This is a genomic window from Sphingomonas sp. PP-CE-1A-559 (genome assembly GCF_004340965.1).
In the GTDB taxonomy this organism is placed as follows: Bacteria; Pseudomonadota; Alphaproteobacteria; order Sphingomonadales; family Sphingomonadaceae; genus Sphingomonas.
In genome coordinates this window covers 792,077-809,361 of record NZ_SLYA01000002.1, presented here as the reverse complement: position 1 = coordinate 809,361, position 17,285 = coordinate 792,077, and the positions used below count along the sequence as shown (strand labels likewise).

Sequence of the window (17,285 nt, the reverse complement as noted above, 5' to 3'; positions counted from 1 at the left end):
GGGTGGTTTGCTAACCGATTGTAACAAGGGCTTAGGCAGGGCAAGGATAGGGGCATCACTCCTGCCATTGTGAGTCGTCAATGTCGCGTTCCAGCCTGCTTCGTTCCGCCGCCATCCTGTGCTGCATCGCCAGCGCCGCCTCTGCGCAAACCCCCGCCAAATCGTCGCGCGTCAATCCGCTTACCGTCCCCAGCACGCTGCCGTTCCAGGCGCCGCGCTTCGACCAGATCACCGACGCCGATTACCAGCCCGCACTCGAGCAGGGCATGGCGGAACAAATCATCGAGATGAAGGCGATCGCCAATAATCCCGCGGCACCGACCTTTGCGAACACGATCGAGGCGATGGAACGCTCGGGCCGGACGCTCGACCGCGCGAGCCAGGCGTTTTTCGGCGTGTCGCAGGCGAACACCAACGATGCGCTCGACGCGGTACGGTCTGCCGAGGCGCCCAAGCTCGCGCAGCACAGCGATGCGATCTATCTCGATCCGAAGCTCTTCGCGCGCGTCCAGGCGCTGTACGCAAAGAAGGATTCGCTAGGTCTCGACGCCGAGCAGAGGCAGGTCTTGGAGATCTACCACAGCGACTTCCTCCACGCCGGCGCGCAGTTGAACGACGCCGACAAGGCCAAGCTGCGGTTGCTAAACACGCAGATCTCGACCGCGACGACCGATTTCCAGCAGAAGCTGCTCGCCGGCACCAAGGCTGGTGCGCTGGTGGTCGACGACAAGGCAAAGCTCGCCGGGCTGAGCGATGCCGAGATCGCCGCCGCCGCGGAAGGTGCGAAGGAGCGGGGGATGTCCGGCAAATACGTGCTATCGCTCCAGAACACGACGCAGCAGCCGGCACTCGCCTCGCTCTCCGATCGCGCGACCCGCGCGGCGCTGTTCGAGAAGAGCTGGAACCGGTCGCAACGCGGCGACGCCAACGATACGCGCGCGCTGATCCAGAAGATCGCGCAGTTGCGCGCGCAGAAGGCGCAGCTGCTCGGTTATCCGAACTACGCCGCCTATTCGTTGTACGACCAGATGGCGAAGACCCCGGCGGCGGCGAAGGGCTTCATGACGCAGCTCGTCCCCGCGACCGCGGCCGAGCAGCGTCGCGAAGCGGCCGAGTTGCAGAAGACGATCGACGCGACCGGCGCCGCGTTCCCGCTCGCACCGTCCGACTGGGATTTCTATTCGGACAAGGTGCGTAAGGCCAAGTACGACCTCGACCAGAACGAGCTGAAGCCGTATTTCGAGATCAGCCGCGTGCTGACCGACGGCGTGTTCTTCGCCGCGAACCAACTCTACGGCGTCACCTTCAAGGAACGCCGCGACATCCCGACCTACCAGCCGGACATCCGTGTCTTCACCGTCTACGACAAGGACGGCTCCGAACTCGGGCTGATGTATTTCGATTACTGGAAGCGTGACAACAAGGCGGGCGGCGCCTGGATGTCGAACTTCGTCGGCCAGTCGAAGCTGCTCAAGACCAAGCCGGTCGTTTATAACGTCGGCAACTTCACCAAGCCCGCGCCTAGCCAGCCTGCGCTCATCACGTTCGACGACGTGACGACGATGTTCCACGAGTTCGGCCATGCGCTTCACGGCCTGTTCGCGAACCAGACCTATCCGCTGGTGTCGGGCACAAACACCGCACGCGACTGGGTCGAATTCCCGTCGCAGTTCAACGAGCATTGGGCGCTCGATCCCAAGGTGTTCGCGAACTACGCCAAGGATTACCGCACCGGTGCGGTGATGCCGCAGGCGCTCGTCACGAAGATCAAGAACGCGGCGAAGTTCAACCAGGGGTATGAACTGGGTGAGCTGGTGGCGGCGGCGACGCTCGATCAGGACTGGCATTCGCTGCCGGCGTCCGCCGGGCCGCAGGACGTCGACGCGTTCGAGACCAAGGCGCTCAACTCGATGGGGCTGGACACGAAGGACGTGCCGCCGCGGTACCGCACCAGCTATTTCGCGCACATCTGGGCGGGTGGCTATGCGGCGGGATACTATGCGTATCTGTGGACGCAGATGCTCGATAACGACGCGTATGCGTGGTTCATGGCGCATGGTGGGCTGACACGCGCGAACGGCCAGCGCTTCCGCGACATGATCCTGTCGAAGGGCCATACTGAGGATTACGGTCCGATGTTCAAGGCGTTCTACGGCAAGGACCCGGATATCGGCCCGATGCTCGAGGACCGCGGCCTGACGGCGACCGCGAAGTAATGCGGCGGCGGTGCAGCGGCCTTTTGGACCGCTGCGCCGCACCATATTAAATCTGTAGCGTAACGGTAATCCGACTGTCTCGCAGTGCCAATAGGCGCAGCCCCGGGAGTGACGATCGATCGATCTCGCTAGGGGTTTTCAAGAATGACGATGTTTTCTCGTACGGCCGCGCGGCTGTTGTGCGGCGCTATCGGTTTTGTCGTGGCCGGCGTACCAGTCACCGCAACGGCGCAGTCGCTGGTTGCCAAGGACGCTGAGCCAGGCTCGCCTGCTACGGTGACCGATCCCGCCGATCCGACAACGCCGCCCGCCGGGCAGGATGATACGATCGTCGTCACCGGCGCCAACACGCGGTCGGTGACGCAGGTCAGCGGCGTCGACATGCAGAAGATCCTTCCCGGCGTCAGCCCGTTGAAGGCGCTCCAGACGCTCCCCGGCGTTACCTTCCTTACTGCCGATCCTTGGGGCAACAACGAGCAGAACATCTCGCTGTTCGTCCACGGCTTCAACGCGCAACAGCTTGGCTACACGCTCGACGGACTGCCGCTCGGCGATCAGAATTACGGCAATTACAACGGCTTGTCGCCGCAACGTGCGATCATCTCGGAGAACGTCTCGCGCGTGACGCTGGCCAGCGGCGCGGGCGATCTCGGCACTGCCTCGACCAGCAACCTCGGCGGTACGATCGATACCTTCTCTAGCGATCCGCGCAAGGACATGGGCGTCCAGGTCGACCAGACGCTCGGTAGCCACTCGACGTCGCGACTGTTCGCGCGGATCGACAGCGGCGACCTGGGCAACGGCAACGCGTTCTACATCTCGGGCTCGCGGCAGAAGGCGAAGGCCTGGGATTTCAACGGTATCCAGGGCGGCGATCAGGCCAATGCGAAGTTCGTTCATGACGACAGCAACGGCAAGCTGACGCTCTACGGCGCGTTTTCGGACAAGACCGAGCCGAACGAGGATGCGACCGTCGTCACGACGGCGACGCAAGGCACCGCGCCGTATGTCCGCCCGTTCGTCTATCCCAATTTCAACGCAATGCTGACCTATCTCAACTCCGGCGCATACAAGGCAGACGGGTCGAACTACCGCAATTACTACGGCGTCGCCGCGCGCACCGATTATCTCGGCTACGTCAAATACGACTGGAACGTCAGCGACCGTGTGACCTTCTCGAACCAGGCCTATTATCATCACAATGACGGCGTCGGTGTCATCGGCGGCCCGATCGACGTCGCCGGCCTGCCCAAGCTGTTCTCGTTCTATTATCCCGGCCAGAACCTCACCCAGGTGTTCGGTGGCTCAGGGCTCGCGACGCGCACGACAGAATATCGCATCGACCGCGGTGGCCTCGTCTCCACCGTCGCGCTCGATCTCGGCGCGCATCATGTCGAGTTCGGCGCATGGTACGAACATCAGAGCTCGTCCGCGTATCGTCGCTGGTATCCGTTCCCGGTCAATGATCCGAGCACGCCGTACCAGCGTCCGCGCGAGGAACTGACGCCGCTCATTACGCAATATCACAGCGAAGTCCGCGTCGACGAATACCAGGCGCATATCCAGGACAGCTGGAAGGTCCTGCCGACGCTCACGATCCAGGGCGGGGTGAAGAGCACGTTCCAGAATGCGTCGCAGCGCGTTCCGACGCAGCCGATCCCGGGCTCGTTCACCGGCTCGGTCGCGCTGCCGGTCGGCAAGATCGACACGCACAAATACTTCCTGCCGCAGCTTGGTGCGCTGTGGGATGCAACCGATAACGAGCAGGTGTTCGTCAACGTCCAGAAGAACATTCGCCAGTTCCAGACCAGCGCCGCCGCCGGCCTGTCGCCGTTCGCGCTCGGCAGCCAAGCGGCGTTCGACCTGTTCAAACAGGACGTCGAGCCCGAAACGAGCTGGACCTACGAGGCGGGGCTGCGTTCGCATCATGCATTGAACATTGCCCCGCTGACCGGCTTCGATGGCCAGATCAGCGTCTATCACGTCGACTTCAGCAACCGCCTGCTCGGGATCAGCCCGACGCCGGTGGTGACGGCAGTCGTCAGCGGTGCGGCAATCCTCCAGAACGTCGGTGCGGTGAAGACGGACGGGTTCGACATCGCCGGCACGTTCCGGTTCGGCCCGCACTTCTCGTTCTACGATGCGCTGTCGTACAACAACTCGCGCTACGAGGCGGACTATATCAGCGGCACGAGCACCGTCGCGACTGCGGGCAAGAAGGTGCCGGGCAGCCCAGACTGGCTGAACAAGTTCACCGCCTCGGCCAATTACGACATCTTCGACGCGCAACTCGTCGGCGACTATATCAGCAAGCGGTTCGCGACCTACACCAACGACCTGTCGGTGCCGTCCTACTTCACGCTGTCCGGCCGCATCGCCGCGCACGTACCGCTGTCGGAAGGGCAGGTCGTCAAGACGGCGACGGTCAGCCTCAACGTTACCAACATCACGAATAAGCGCGCCGCCTCGACGCTCCGCATCGGCGCGGCGAGCGGTACGTTCAACCAGTTCCCGGTCGCACCCCGCCAGGTGTTCGGGACGATCAGCGTCGGCTTCTGACGCGGGCAGGGGGCCTCGGTCTTGCCGGGGCCTCTACTGCGCGTCCGTCGTCATCGGGAATATCATCGGAGGATCGCCCGGTTGCCAAGGCGGCGGGCGTATCATGACCCGAGCGAACAGGGCCGATGCGAGGTGCATCGCCAGCCACGCCTGTAGTCGCTCGAAGGGCAGACCGTCGAAATAGGAACGATCGGTCTGCGCGAACTGGCGGACGAACGGCATGATCGCGAGATCGGTCATCGACTGCGGGCTGGTGCCGAGACTGCCGCTAGCACGCAGCCTCTCGCCTAGATCGCCGAGCAGCACGGTAGCCGCATCGCGGTGCTCGATCGGATCGACGTCGTAGCGATCGGCATATTTGTAGCGGTCGAGATGGTGTTTGAAGGCGCCGTCGTTCGTCGCGATCAATCCAGCGTCGTTATCGGTTGGCCACTCGGCGTCGGGCGTACGCGCGCAGGCCCAGCGCATGATGTCGAGGCTCTGATCGATCACCGTCCCGTCCGGCAGCACCAGCACCGGCACGGTTCCCTTGGGCGACGCGTCGAGCATTGCCGCCGGCTTGTCCCGCAAGACGATCTCACGCAGTTCGACCTTACGATCGGCCGCCGCGATCGCGAGACGCGCGCGCATCGCGTAGGGGCACCGTCGGAAGCTGTAGAGGATCGGCATCATCGGACCTGCATAACCCGATCGGGCGTCCAGGTCGCCTGATCCTGAAAACAGCCGGCGCTACCGCGATCGATACCGCGGAACGGCATCGATCGCGGCAAGGCCGTCAACTCAGAAACGATAGCCGATCGTCGCCTGCACGGTCCGGCGGTTGCCGTACCAGCACCAGTTATAGTTGGCGAAGCACGACGTCAGATACTTCTTGTCGAAGATGTTGGCACCGTTGACGGCGAGGCTGAGGCCCCGCAGCGATGGGGCGAACTTCTCCAAATCGTAGCGGATCAGCGCATCATAGACCGTGTAGGACGGGCTGTTGCGACCCGCGGTCTCCATAGGCGTGACGCCTGCATAGACCTCGTCGACATGACGCACCGCGCCCCCAATTGTCAAACCTTCGAGGCCGCCGCTACGTGGCGCCCAGTCGAGATAGGCTGACGTCCCGCCACGTCCGACGGTTTCCAGCCCACGACCCACACGCGCCGGAGCATCGGCATCGCTGGTAACCTTGACGCGCTGCCGGCTGAACGCGACGCGCGCGTTAAAGCCGTAGGGCAGGGGAGCACTCCCCTCGAACTCGACACCCTGCGAACGAACGCCGCCGGTCTGCTGCGAAACGCTGAAATTGGGCGTCGATGTCAGGACATTGGTCTGGTCGATACGGAACCATGCTCCGGACAACAGGATCTGTGTTCCCGGAATGCTGAACTTCGCACCGGCCTCGATCTGCTTGCCGAGCGATGGGTCGGCCAGCCCGGGCTGGCCGTTGCTCTGCGTGATCGGATTCGCTTGCTGTTCGAACGACGTCGAATAGCTGACGTACGGCGCAAGACCGAACGGCAGCGTATAAAGTGCGGCTGCGCGATACGTGAACTTCTCGTCGTGTTTGGCGTCACGTCCGTCCTGATGCGCACGCGCCCAATCCTGCCGCCCGCTCAAGACCACGCGAAGGTCGCCGAGCGCCATCTGGTCCTGTGCGTAGATGCCCTGCTGACGCTGCTGTACGTTGATCGAAAACTGGCCGCCGATCTGCTCCGGCGTCGTCGGAACCGGCACCGTACCGTAGACCGGGCCAAAGCCGTTAAGGGGAGGCGCGACGCCGAACGCGGCAAGCTCCCTCGAATGTGCGACCTGACGATCTACGCCGAACAGGAGCGTGTGCTTGATCGGGCCGGTCTGGACGGTGCCGGAGAGCTGGTTGTCGAACGTCCAATTGTTGAGTTGCTCGCGGGTCGCGTAGGACGCACGGCTGAAAGTCTGCTGCGTCGGGTCGGTCGCGTCGAGGCCGCCTGCGGTATAGATCAGCCCGAGTGCCGACTTCACATACTGATAGCGACCCGATGAGCGGAACGCCCAGCCGCCACCGAAATCATGACGGAAGATGTAGGTGAGTGCCGCCTGCTCACGGCTGAAGCGGTTGCCGGCCTCGCCGCCGTCGAAGCTGGTCGGCAACTTGCCGTTGGGGTTGGCGAGTAGCGTGCCGCTGGCGGGGAACACGCCGTAGTCGCCGTTATACGGATCATGCGAATAGGCGCCGAGCAGCGTGAAGCTGGTCGAACTGCCCGCGCCTGCCGTTACTGCGCCCGAGATCGTCTGGCGTTCGCGCTTGCCGAACTTCTGCTGCGTGTCGGCGCCATTCGCGCTGCCGTTGACCCGCCAGAGGACGCCTTCGCCGGCTCGGCCACCGATATCGGCATCGACGCGGTAGAGGTCGTAGTTGCCATAGGTACCGCTGATCGCGCCGTAGAGCGCCTGGTCGAGCGGGAGCTTGCTGGATTCCGCAACCAGGCCGCCGGGGCTCGACTGGCCGTACAATACCGATGCGGGGCCCTTGATGACCTCGATCCGATCGAGCCGCGATACGTCGACCTGTGGCACAGCATAGCCGGACGGGCTGCCGAACTGCTTCAGGCCGTCCAGATAGACCGGGGCATCGAAGCCGCGCAGCTTGAACTGGTCATAGACCTCGCCGCTCGACCCGCGCGTTTCGGGGGTCACGCCAGCAACGAACCGTAGCGCCTGGTTGAGGTTCTGCAAGCTGCGTCCGGCGATGTCGTCGGCGGTGATGACGGTGATCGACTGTGGCGTTTCGGCGAGTGGCGTGTCGGTCTTGGTCCCGGAGGACGCTTGGTCTCGCGGATGCTGTCCGGTTACAACGATCACGTCTGAGGCGTCTTCGTGCAAAGTCTGCGCATAGCCCGGCGCGGCGATGAAAGCCGCGGAGCCCAGCAGGATGGCGATGCCAAGACGACGTGTCATATGATTCCCTTTACGTTATCGCGCCCCGCTAATGTTTTTGATAACTATTATCAATAGTCGCCTTCCGACCGAGCCAGATAGCGCTTGCCTCTGCGGCAATATGGCAACACCAGCCACGGAACGTAACGTGATGGACGATAGACATGAGCGGCAAGATACTGGCGGTCGAGATTGCGACGGCGGGGGACGCATCCTGGTTCGACAAGCATCCCGATCGCCGGCTACGGATCCGCAACATGGTGATGGGTGAGTTCGGCGACGTGAGCGGCGAGCCTCCGGTTGGCATGGCGTGGCGAACGATCGTTCTGGAAGCGCAGCCCGGCGCGCGTAGCCGCCAAGCGATCGCACTCCCGATCGGCACGGATGTCGATTCGTTCGACGACGACGATCTCTTCGATCTATTCCGGCGCGTGGCTCCGCCCGGCGCACGGAAAATGATTGCAGCATTGCGCCAGGTTAAGTTGCCCGGCAGGCTTTAATCCTGAGTCCGCCTCGCGCGGTTCAGAACCATGATTATCGGAACAAATATGGGACAAAGCGAGGCTTTGCCGTGATGGACTGTGCTTCTAACTTCGCCGCCGCCTGCTAGCTTAAGTTACAGTGACGCGCTGCCGAAGGGCGCTGCGTCCTCGGTGCCCTGCCCGGATACGAGAGTGTCGCACGGACGGGCGGGGCACCTCGTTCATTTCTAATTCACCTTCGAACGGCATATCGCGAAGTAGAGGCACCGCCCAAGTAACGCGTACCTTCAGCGCCCCGTCGGTTTCAGTCACACGGACGGGCGGGGCGCTATTTCGCTCCGGTTAAGCCAAGCCCTGCCGCGACAACCGCGCATCGATCAGGTCGAGTTCGCGCCCGAGTTGCTCCGCTAGTTCCACCCCGATCTCCCGTCGCCTTGCAAGGTCGAAGATTGCGTTGCGCTCAGCCCGCACCGCCGCAAGCCGCATGTCCCGTTCGATCTTGACGTCGCCCTGCCGCGCGCGGTCCTCCGGCCGTGACGACAGGCTATCGATGCGTTCGCGGTACTGGTCCATCAAGCGCGCCGCGACATCGGTGAAACGGTCCGGATCGTCGCGCCCCTCGGCCATCCGATGTTGGACGCGGTCGAGTTCGGCGATCGCGGCGTTGGCAGCGACCAGCCGCGCCTGATCGCGCGCGGCACCAATGCCGGTTTCGGGCGGCAGGCTGAGGCCCCGCAGCAGCAACGGCAGCGCGACGGCGGCAATGACCAGCGACGACAGGATGACGCCCGACGCAAGGAAGATAACGAGATCGCGCGCCGGGAAGGGCGTACCGTCGGCGAGGCTCAACGGGAGCGTGAGCGCGCCTGCCAAGGTGATGGCACCACGCGCGCCCGCGCACGACATCGCCGCAATGATCCGCCGTGGCGGGCTTTCGCCCGCGGTCGTATCGTTGCGACGCCGTGCTCGGAGAAGCGTGAACTGGAGTGAAACCCAGACCCAGCCGTAGCGAAGGATCGCCAACCCGGCGACGACGGCAATGACATAGACGGCCAACCACCACGGGCTGACATGCCCGGTCGACGTAACGGTGTCTCGGGCGCGAACGAACACTTCGGGCAGTTGCTCGCCGAGCAGCACGAAGATCACGCCGTTCAGGGTGAACTGCAGCATGTCCCACACCGCGCGCCTGCGGATGCGCGTTCCGGCGGCGACCGCGGTGGTCGCGTCGGTAAAGGTCATCGCGATACCCGCGGCGGCGGCAGCGAGAACGCCGGACGCGTGGATGTGTTCGGCCAATAGATAGGCGGCGAACGGGATCAACAAGCTGACGAGGATGTTCGAGCCGGCCTCGTCACCGAACCGTCGTGCGAAGGCGCTCTTGGTCGCGACGATACCGAGCGCGACACCGACGCCGATCGCAACCCCGGCGACCGCCATCCACGCGAACGTCGCGGCGGCATCGGCGAACGAGAAGGTGCCGGTCAGTACGGCGGCGATCGCAAAGCGGACGCAGACCAGGCCGGACGCGTCGTTCAGCAACGCCTCGCCTTCGAGGATATGCATCATCCGCTTCGGGATCGGCGCGTTCTGGGCGACCGCGGAGACGGCGATAGGATCGGTCGGCGACACTACCGCTGCGAGTGCGAACGCGACGCCGAGCGGCATCGCCGGGATCAGCCAGTGCACGAACAAGCCCATGCCCAGCACGGTGAGGAAGACGAGCCCCAGTGCGAGCCCCAACACCGCTCCGCGATCGCGAAAGAGTTCGTCCTTGGGAATGCGCCAGCCATCGAGGAACAGGAGCGGCGGCACGAGCAACAGGAAGAAGAGTTCGGGATCGAGTTCGACCCGGACATGCGCGACCATGCCGATGAGTGCGCCGAGCGCGATCTGCACCAGCGGACGGGGCAGCGCCGACGGCAGCATGCGCGACGCGATGCCGCTCACCACGACGGCGAGCAACAGAAACAGGCACAAGGTCACAATCTGCAAACCGGACTCCCCAAGGTTTTGGATGCGCGGCAGGCACGCAGGCGCGCGATCGAGAGGATCGCCGAGTATCCAGTATCAGATAGCAGAGAACCGGAAATTTCGGAAGCGCGCTACACCTTTTCCCGCTGCGTACAGTCCCGGTCGCAGCATCAGGAAACCGCCGCGAACATTGTGGTGGTAGCCCGACACCTCCATCCCGCGATCGAACCGGTGCCAGGTCCGGCCGCCGTCGCCGCTGGTGTCGTACGTGACGATATGCCGATCATTGGTCACGCGGATCCGCATCGAACGGCCATGCGGGTTCGTGGGACGGCCACGTTCGGCGCCGTATTGGTGAGTGACGAACCGGTCGTCGTCGAAGCCGAGCCCGCAATAGAGCTTGTCGTCGTAGAACAGGATCAATCCGGCGGTGGTGCCGGGATCGATCTCTACGTCGCATTCGAATTTGTAGCGCGTGTCGCCTGCGATCAGCAGGAGCGGAGAGGAATCTACCGGCGCAGTACCGCTCGCAGTCAGCGTCAGGGTTTTGCCGGAGACAGACGTGCGTTTCGCCTCGTCGGGGCCAGGGCGGAAGAAGCTCCATTTCGTCCCGAGCGCGAGTGTTTCGAAATTGTCCGAGAGCATTTGCCCGTGCGGGACCGCGGTTCCACCTTTCGGTTTCGCAAGCGGCTTCGACAGGTCGCCACCCGTCATCCGGAACCAGCCGTCGGCGGTCCACTCCACGGGATCAAGCAGCGTCTGGCGACCGAGCGTCCAATAGCCGTTCTCGAACCCGTGATAGAGTGCCCACCAGTCGCCTGCCGGGCCTTCGACGAGCGAGGCGTGGCCCCGCGACCACCAGCGTTCGGCGGTGTCGGTGGTGCGGACGATCGGGTTGGCTGGGCAATCCTGCCACGGCCCATGGATCGAGCGGGAGCGCGCTGCGATCACCATATGGCCGGTCGGCGGTCCGGCGGTGCCGCCCACCGCGGTGATGAGGTAGAACCAGCCGCCGTGGCGGACGATCTTGGGGCCCTCCGGCGAGAAGCCCTCGACGATCCAGTCGTCGGGATAGCGCCACGGATCATAGACGTGCTCGACCGCGCCGACTGTCGACAGGCCGTCGGCGGCGAGGCGGATACAGTCGCCGCCCGAGAGGAAGAGCCAGCGACTGCCATCCTCGCCGACGATGTGGCACGGGTCGATATGCTTGTGCAGGCCGAGATCGACGGGATCGCTCCACGGGCCTTCTATGCGATCGGCGTGGATCACCCAGATCGAATTCGGCTCGGCTTTCACGGGTATGTAGAGGAAGTAGCGGCCGTCATGCTTCTCGAGGCTGACCGCCCAGACCGATCCGATGTTGCGCGTGAGGGCCGGGCCGATCGGTTGCCAGTTCACTAGATCGCGCGAGTGCCAGATGACGAGCCCAGGATAGGAATCGAAACTGGAGAAGGTCATGTAATAGTCCGACCCGTCCCTCAGGATTGCGGGGTCGGGTCGGTCGCCGGCCATCACCGGGTTCAGGAAGCGGCCGTCGCCCAGATCGGCGATACGCTGGTTATCCAGACCGCGGCGCCAGTCGGGCGCGGGCGTCTTGGCTGCAGTTCTGGCGGGCGCCTGTCCGGGGACGAGCAACGCGCCGGCTGCGCCGAGCGTGGTGAAGGCGTCGCGTCGGGTCAAGGTCATGATGGGGTCTTTCGGATGTCATCGGTGCGCTTGCGACCGTGGGCGAGCAGCGCGGTGTGATACGCGGCCGGGGATTTGCCTCGCGCGGTATCGGCGATCGTGAGCCACGCCATCGCCTCAGCGACGCGCGTGGCTGGTTCGACTGGGATGCGGGCGAGCTCCACGTCGAACGGCGCGAAGTAGGCGGGTTCGCCTTGCCATTCGATCAGGCGCTCGCGGGCTTGCTCGATCGACCAGCCGTGGAGGTGGATACCGAGATCGACGAGCGCGCGGGCGACGCGGAACAGGAGCCAGTGGATGTGGCCGAGTGCGTCGTGGGGATCGGAGTAGGCGCCGGCCCGCTCGGCAACCTGCTCGGCGTAGATGCCCCAGCCTTCGACGAACGCAGAGGCGTATCCGATGCGGAGGGGGTGAGGCGGGTTCGCGCCTTCCAGGCCGAGCTGGATCATGTGGCCGGGGAGAAGTTCGTGCGCGACGACGCTGGGGAGCGTCCAGCGGGGGCGACGGCGGATGTCCTTGAGATCGACGACATAGGCGCCGGGGTGGGCTGGCGTCGGGACTTCGCGGTAGCCATTTCGGCCGGCAGCGATCTCTTGTGGGGAAAGCGCGCGGGCACTGGCGTTCAGGCACCAGGGAGGGAGCTCGCCGAATGCCTTCGGGATATGGATTCGCGCGGTGGCGAGAACGCGGGTCATGTCGGTGATGGCTTGGATCCGGCCCGCGTCGGTGTCGGGGTAGAGAAAGCGTTCGTCGCGCCAGAGTTCTGCGTAGCGTGCCGCGACGGTGCCCTTCGGCGCCCCGATCTGGTCGAACAGGTGCGTAGCGCGGGCGTGAAGGCGGTTTAGTTCGACGAAGAGTCGGCGTTCGGCATAAGCTGGCGTCATGGTACCGAGCGAGCGTTGGAGTTGCAGCGCGTACCAGTCCGCGCCGTCCCGGAACCGGCCGACGCCGGGGAGGGAGGGGGCGACATCGCGGAAGCTTTCGAGCGCGGCGATCTGTCGGTCGATCGCGGAACTCGTGGAGGCGGATCGAAGCGCATCGACCGTGCGGTCTAGAGACAGGCGGGGCAGGATGATGCCCGATTCGGCGTCGGCGAGGATCGAGGCGGTGTCCGCGTCGATCTTCGCTTCATCCTGACGTGCCGCCTTCCAGGCGCCGGTCGTCGATGTGACGCGGTAGGGGCTGCGTCCGGTGCGGCCAAAGGCGGACCGCGCGAGGGCTGCGTCGATCGCAAGTCCCGCTCGGGCGGTCGTCAGGTCGAGGCGGTCACCGGGTTGTAGGATGCTCGCGTCGAAGGAGGCTAGCACGCGAAGCGCTTCGTCTGGGTGGGTCGCGGCGGCGGCGTCGAGAGCTTGGCGCAGGGACGGGGTGGGTTGGGCACGCACGTTCGTAGCAAGGAAGGCTGATGCTCCCAGTCCAACGAGTACGCTTCTGCGGTCCGGAGTCATTCCTCATACCTCCGTTCGCCCTGAGCGAAGTCGAAGGGTGTGCCCGAAGAAAAGGTGCTTCGACTTCGCTCAGCACGAACGGACTGGGGAGGGGGTGTAAGAATTACTGGAGTGCGCGGGTTCATCATCGGAGCGGGACGCGGTTGTTGCCTTGAGTGATCTCGGGCTCGTCTCCGGTGAGCGCGACGTGGACGGTCAGCGTTGCCGGGTCGATGCGAGCGGGGATGGCCAGCTTCACGGTTACGGTTTTGGGTTGCAGATCGAGCGGGGCGGGTAGCGGGGGGATGCTCGCAGTGGCGACGATCTTCCCCGTCGCGTCGACCAGTTCCGCACGGCCGCCTTTCGCGTCCTTCGCGCCGAGGCTGTGGACGGTGACCGTTACGCTCCAACCCTTCACGGCCACGTCGTCCGTGCCGATGCCGAGATCGGCGCGCTCGTCGACCGGTGCGCCGGCTTCGATCAACGCGAAGTCGAACACTGTCGTGCCGGGTGCGAACGTGACTTCGGTGCTAGCGCTGCGTTCGAGTGTCATGGTCTGCGCAGCCCCGATCGGCGCGAGCGTCTTGCCGCCGTCGGTGCTGCTCGACGCCTGCATCGACCAGCGGCCTGCGGTGACGGTCCAGGTCGACATCGTCGCACGCTGGGGGTGGTCGGCGGTGTTGTAGGCTATCACGCGGAACTTGGTCGGCGTCGCGCCCGGCAACAGGATCGCGACACGCTCGGCCGCACCCGGCTCGGCGAAGCGCCAGCTTACCATGTTGCCGGGCCAGCTCTGGTTGCGGCGGAGCGCGACGCCACCGAGGCGTTCGCGTTGCAGGATGTCGCTCGGCTGGTCGACGCGGTCGCTCCACCAATGGCCCTCGGTGTACATGTCCATGTGCTGCGACTTGTCGGCGATCGCGTCGGCGTGAAGCGCTTCCAACGGCGCGGTATCGCCGGTCGCGGTCCAGGCGGTGTAGCGGGCGAACGGGTCGTTAGACTTGGTCTCTGCCAGCTTGGTGCGCGCTGCGGCACCGCCGGGGAGCGCGTCGAAGGCGTTCTCGTTGAACTCGGCCAGCGCGCCGGGGCCGGCCTTGGCGAGGCGCGCCTCGATCGGGCGGAGGTATTTCGCATCGCCGGTGTAGCGCCATGCGGCCCAGGTTGCCTGCAACGACGTGGTGATGCCGCCGCCGTCGCCGACGCGCTCGGCATCGGTGCGCCAGTTGATCTCGTTGGGATAGGTCCAGCTGCCATCTGGCGATTGCTTGCCGTGCGCCATCCAGCCGTCGATCACGCCGGTGACGAGACCGCGCGCGAGCGGGTTGGCATTGTAAAGGCCGACCAGCATCGGGCCGTGCATGACGGTGAAGGCATACGGCTTCTGCCATTCCCACGCGCCCTCGCGGTACATTTTCCGCCCGCCATACCAGTTGCTGGCGAAGTGCATGTGGCCGGCTGGATTCTTGAGGATCACGGTCTGAAGGGCGCGCGTGTTGTCCATCAGGCGCTCGACCGCCTTGGGTTCGCCCCAGTTCAGGTACAGGCGTTCGGCGTTGCTGTTGAGGCCCTCCTCATACGCGTGGAGTTCGTCGGCGGTGATATAGCCGAGGCCGTTCACGATCATGCCGTTCTTGTAGACCGCGTCGGAAAGCGCGCGGAGCGAGGCGTTGATCTTGTCGGGCTCGACACCCATCAGCGCGAGGCCGGGCCATTGCTGCGTCAGGTCGGTGTCGTCGGAAATACCGCCGCCGAAATCGCCGTAGGGGACTTGGCGCTCGTCGATCCACCAAGTGACGAACTGGCGGACGCGCTTGAGGTCTTCGAGCTGGCGGAAGGCCCATAGGGGGACGCCGGCGGGCGCGATCGGCTGGACGAAGGCGGGCAGGTTTTCGGGGCGGTAGTTGATGTCGGCCCAATAGGCGCGGGCGCGCGCATTGTCGGGGTCGACGCGTAGCAGGTCGGAGATGTCGGCGAACAGGCGCTGGTAGAGGCCGGCGCGCTTCGACGCGGTGTGCTCCTCGACGAGGAAGCCCCAATTGTCTCTTACCTGCGCAAGGCGGTCGGGGATGTGTTCAGTGAGGGCGGCGGCGCGGGGCTTGAAGACAAGGCGGATCTTGGCGCCGTTCAGTGCGGTGGCGTCGAAGTCGGGAGCAGCGCTGGCGATCGTCAGATAGAGGCTGTCGTTGGGGAGGATGCGGTCGCGCAGGTCGAGCCACAGCGTGCGCGCTTCGTTCGGGCGGACCGAGACGGAGAGGTCGATCATGTCGCGGCCCGGCCAGATCGGGTCCTTAACGCGGATGTTCAGGGGGATCAGGCCGGCGGCGTCGGGCTTGGCGTTCAGCGCGGGTATGTCGAGGGCGATGCCGTCGAGGCCGTCGTTGAGGTTTTGCCAGCCGTAATCGAAGGCTCGGGCGAGCGGGCGGTCGGGAAGCGCGTCGCCGAAGCTTGCCGGGATCAGGATGTGGACGATCGGGGCGGCATTCTCGCGGCGGACGGGCGCGCCGGATGCGCCGCCGGTGCCTGCGCCGACGGCCGCTTTAAGGCCGGCGGACGGCATGGCGACGACGGTGCTGCGCTCGTCCGGGGCGAACCGGCCGGCGATATAGGCGTTGAGGGGGGCGAGGGCGGCGAGGTTGGGCGAGGCTGCGGCGTCGACGGTGTAGGAGAGCTTGAAGCTGCCGGCGGGTACTGCTCCTGCGCCGACGTCATAGGCCCAGAGTTCCTGGATCGGCTGCTCCTGCATCGTGTTCGTGAAGCTGAGCGTGCCGCCGGTGCGGGGGGCGAACTGGTTTACGCTGCGGACTATGCCTTGGGCGCGGGTGGCGATCGGGGTGGTCTTGGTTCCATCGCCCCAGTCGAGCTGACCGTATGCGGCGCCGCGGATCTCGACGCGGTTGACGCGTTCGTTCGGCGGGATCGTCAGGTCGTAGCGCTTGCCGCCTTCGACATAGGTGTTCCAGTCGGGCAGCTCGAAATAATCGTCGCGGCCGGGCAGGCGGGAGCGGTTGTAGACACCGGGCCATGTCGTCTCGGCGATCCCGTCGACGCCTTTCCACATCCATTCCTTCAGGTCTTTCGCGTCGGCGAACTCGACTTTCCGGACTCGGGTGACGGGGGCGTCGAGCACCGGTGGCGCGGTCTTGTCCCAGCCGTAGCGGTGGAGCCAGGCGGTGCGCTTTGCTGTGGGGTCGGGTGTGGGGGCGGGGGATGGTTCGCGCTTGTTAGCGAGTGCTGCGACGTCAGTGGCGGGGAGGATGCGGTCGTAGACGCGGATTTCGTCAAGATCGGATCCGCGCATGAAATTGTAGCGGCTCTGGACCTGGTGCGGCGACATGACGCGCCCGGCGAGGCCGAACTGGTCGAGGCCGCTGTCGAGGTCCGCCTTCTGGTCCTTCCGCGCGACCAGCTTGCCGTTCAAGTAGAGTTGCACGCCGACCGTCTCGTCCCAGGCGAACGCGATGTGCGACCAGGCGTCGGCGGCAGGGGCTTGGGGGATCGCCCAAGAGACGCGGATGCGCGAGAGGTTCGCGTCGGTGACGAAGGCGTCGAAGCCGTGGCCGTTCCAGTCGATCCGCAGGAACGCCATGTCCCAGCTCGAATGGTCGGCAAACCCCGTGCGGAAGATAACGAACGGTGCTTCGCCGACGGGTGTGCGGGCGCGCCAGAAGAAGGCGAGCGTGCTGCGGTCCGCGCGGATATTGCCGGGGGCTTTCCACGTCACATAGCCGTCATCCGCCCAGTGCGCGGCGCCGCCGATCGCACCATCCGGAGTGACGTCGACGCCGCTGCGGAAATTGGGGACGGGGTCGCCGGTGGCGTAGTCTGCGGTTAGGGATTTGTCCGCCGAGGCGCGGAACAGCAACCCGGTCGCGTCCTGCGCGACCGCGGGCGTGATGCTGGCGACTGCCAATGCGAGGACGGACGCTGTGGTGAAACGCTTCACTGTTCTCTCCTTGGGGCCAATCGACATTGAGCGATTTGGCTAGGTGTTCGTCGTCCAGAACTGGTTCTCCCGCGAAGGCGGGAGAACCAGC

9 protein-coding genes are annotated in these 17,285 nt (G+C 65.0%); 3 read left to right on the top strand and 6 right to left on the bottom strand.

The genetic code is table 11. The features are described from left to right. The first annotated feature begins 80 nt into the window (after positions 1 to 80). Together C8J42_RS09130 and C8J42_RS09125 are read left to right on the top strand one after the other, a co-directional pair. Complete coding sequence (locus C8J42_RS09130; protein WP_133019734.1) at positions 81 to 2,216, top strand: M3 family metallopeptidase; 2,136 nt, start codon at positions 81 to 83, stop codon at positions 2,214 to 2,216. A gap of 144 nt (positions 2,217 to 2,360) precedes the next feature. Next, complete coding sequence (locus C8J42_RS09125) at positions 2,361 to 4,775, top strand: TonB-dependent receptor (RefSeq protein ID WP_347812406.1); 2,415 nt, start codon at positions 2,361 to 2,363, stop codon at positions 4,773 to 4,775. 33 nt (positions 4,776 to 4,808) lie between these two features. On the opposite strand, the gene C8J42_RS09120 is transcribed toward C8J42_RS09125, so the two are convergent. Beyond that, entirely contained in the window at positions 4,809 to 5,444 is a 636-nt protein-coding gene (locus tag C8J42_RS09120; protein WP_120300520.1) for a glutathione S-transferase, read from the bottom strand. 111 nt (positions 5,445 to 5,555) lie between these two features. Further along, complete coding sequence (locus tag C8J42_RS09115; RefSeq protein WP_133019733.1) at positions 5,556 to 7,700, bottom strand: TonB-dependent siderophore receptor; 2,145 nt, start codon at positions 7,698 to 7,700, stop codon at positions 5,556 to 5,558. 143 nt (positions 7,701 to 7,843) lie between these two features. On the opposite strand from C8J42_RS09115, the gene C8J42_RS09110 reads away from it, so the two are divergent. After that, positions 7,844 to 8,179: a hypothetical protein gene (locus tag C8J42_RS09110; RefSeq protein ID WP_133019732.1), complete on the top strand. Its 336-nt coding sequence runs from the start codon at positions 7,844 to 7,846 to the stop codon at positions 8,177 to 8,179. Between the two features lie 324 nt (positions 8,180 to 8,503). Here C8J42_RS09110 and C8J42_RS09105 read toward each other — a convergent pair whose 3' ends face one another. The 4 genes from C8J42_RS09105 to C8J42_RS09090 form a co-directional block, all read right to left on the bottom strand. Further along, on the bottom strand, positions 8,504 to 10,156 hold the full coding sequence (locus C8J42_RS09105; RefSeq protein ID WP_207897090.1) for a Na+/H+ antiporter: 1,653 nt from the start codon (positions 10,154 to 10,156) through the stop codon (positions 8,504 to 8,506). 75 nt (positions 10,157 to 10,231) lie between these two features. After that, the gene (locus C8J42_RS09100; RefSeq protein WP_133019731.1) at positions 10,232 to 11,824 is read right to left on the bottom strand and encodes a family 43 glycosylhydrolase; all 1,593 of its coding nucleotides are present in this window, start codon (positions 11,822 to 11,824) and stop codon (positions 10,232 to 10,234) included. Continuing rightward, positions 11,821 to 13,209: a DUF885 family protein gene (locus tag C8J42_RS09095; RefSeq protein ID WP_165895462.1), complete on the bottom strand. Its 1,389-nt coding sequence runs from the start codon at positions 13,207 to 13,209 to the stop codon at positions 11,821 to 11,823. The genes C8J42_RS09100 and C8J42_RS09095 overlap by 4 nt, the downstream gene beginning before the upstream one ends. A gap of 187 nt (positions 13,210 to 13,396) precedes the next feature. Beyond that, positions 13,397 to 17,221, bottom strand: coding sequence for a LamG-like jellyroll fold domain-containing protein (locus C8J42_RS09090; RefSeq protein WP_133019729.1), 3,825 nt, complete (start codon positions 17,219 to 17,221; stop codon positions 13,397 to 13,399). Positions 17,222 to 17,285: the final 64 nt, after the last annotated feature.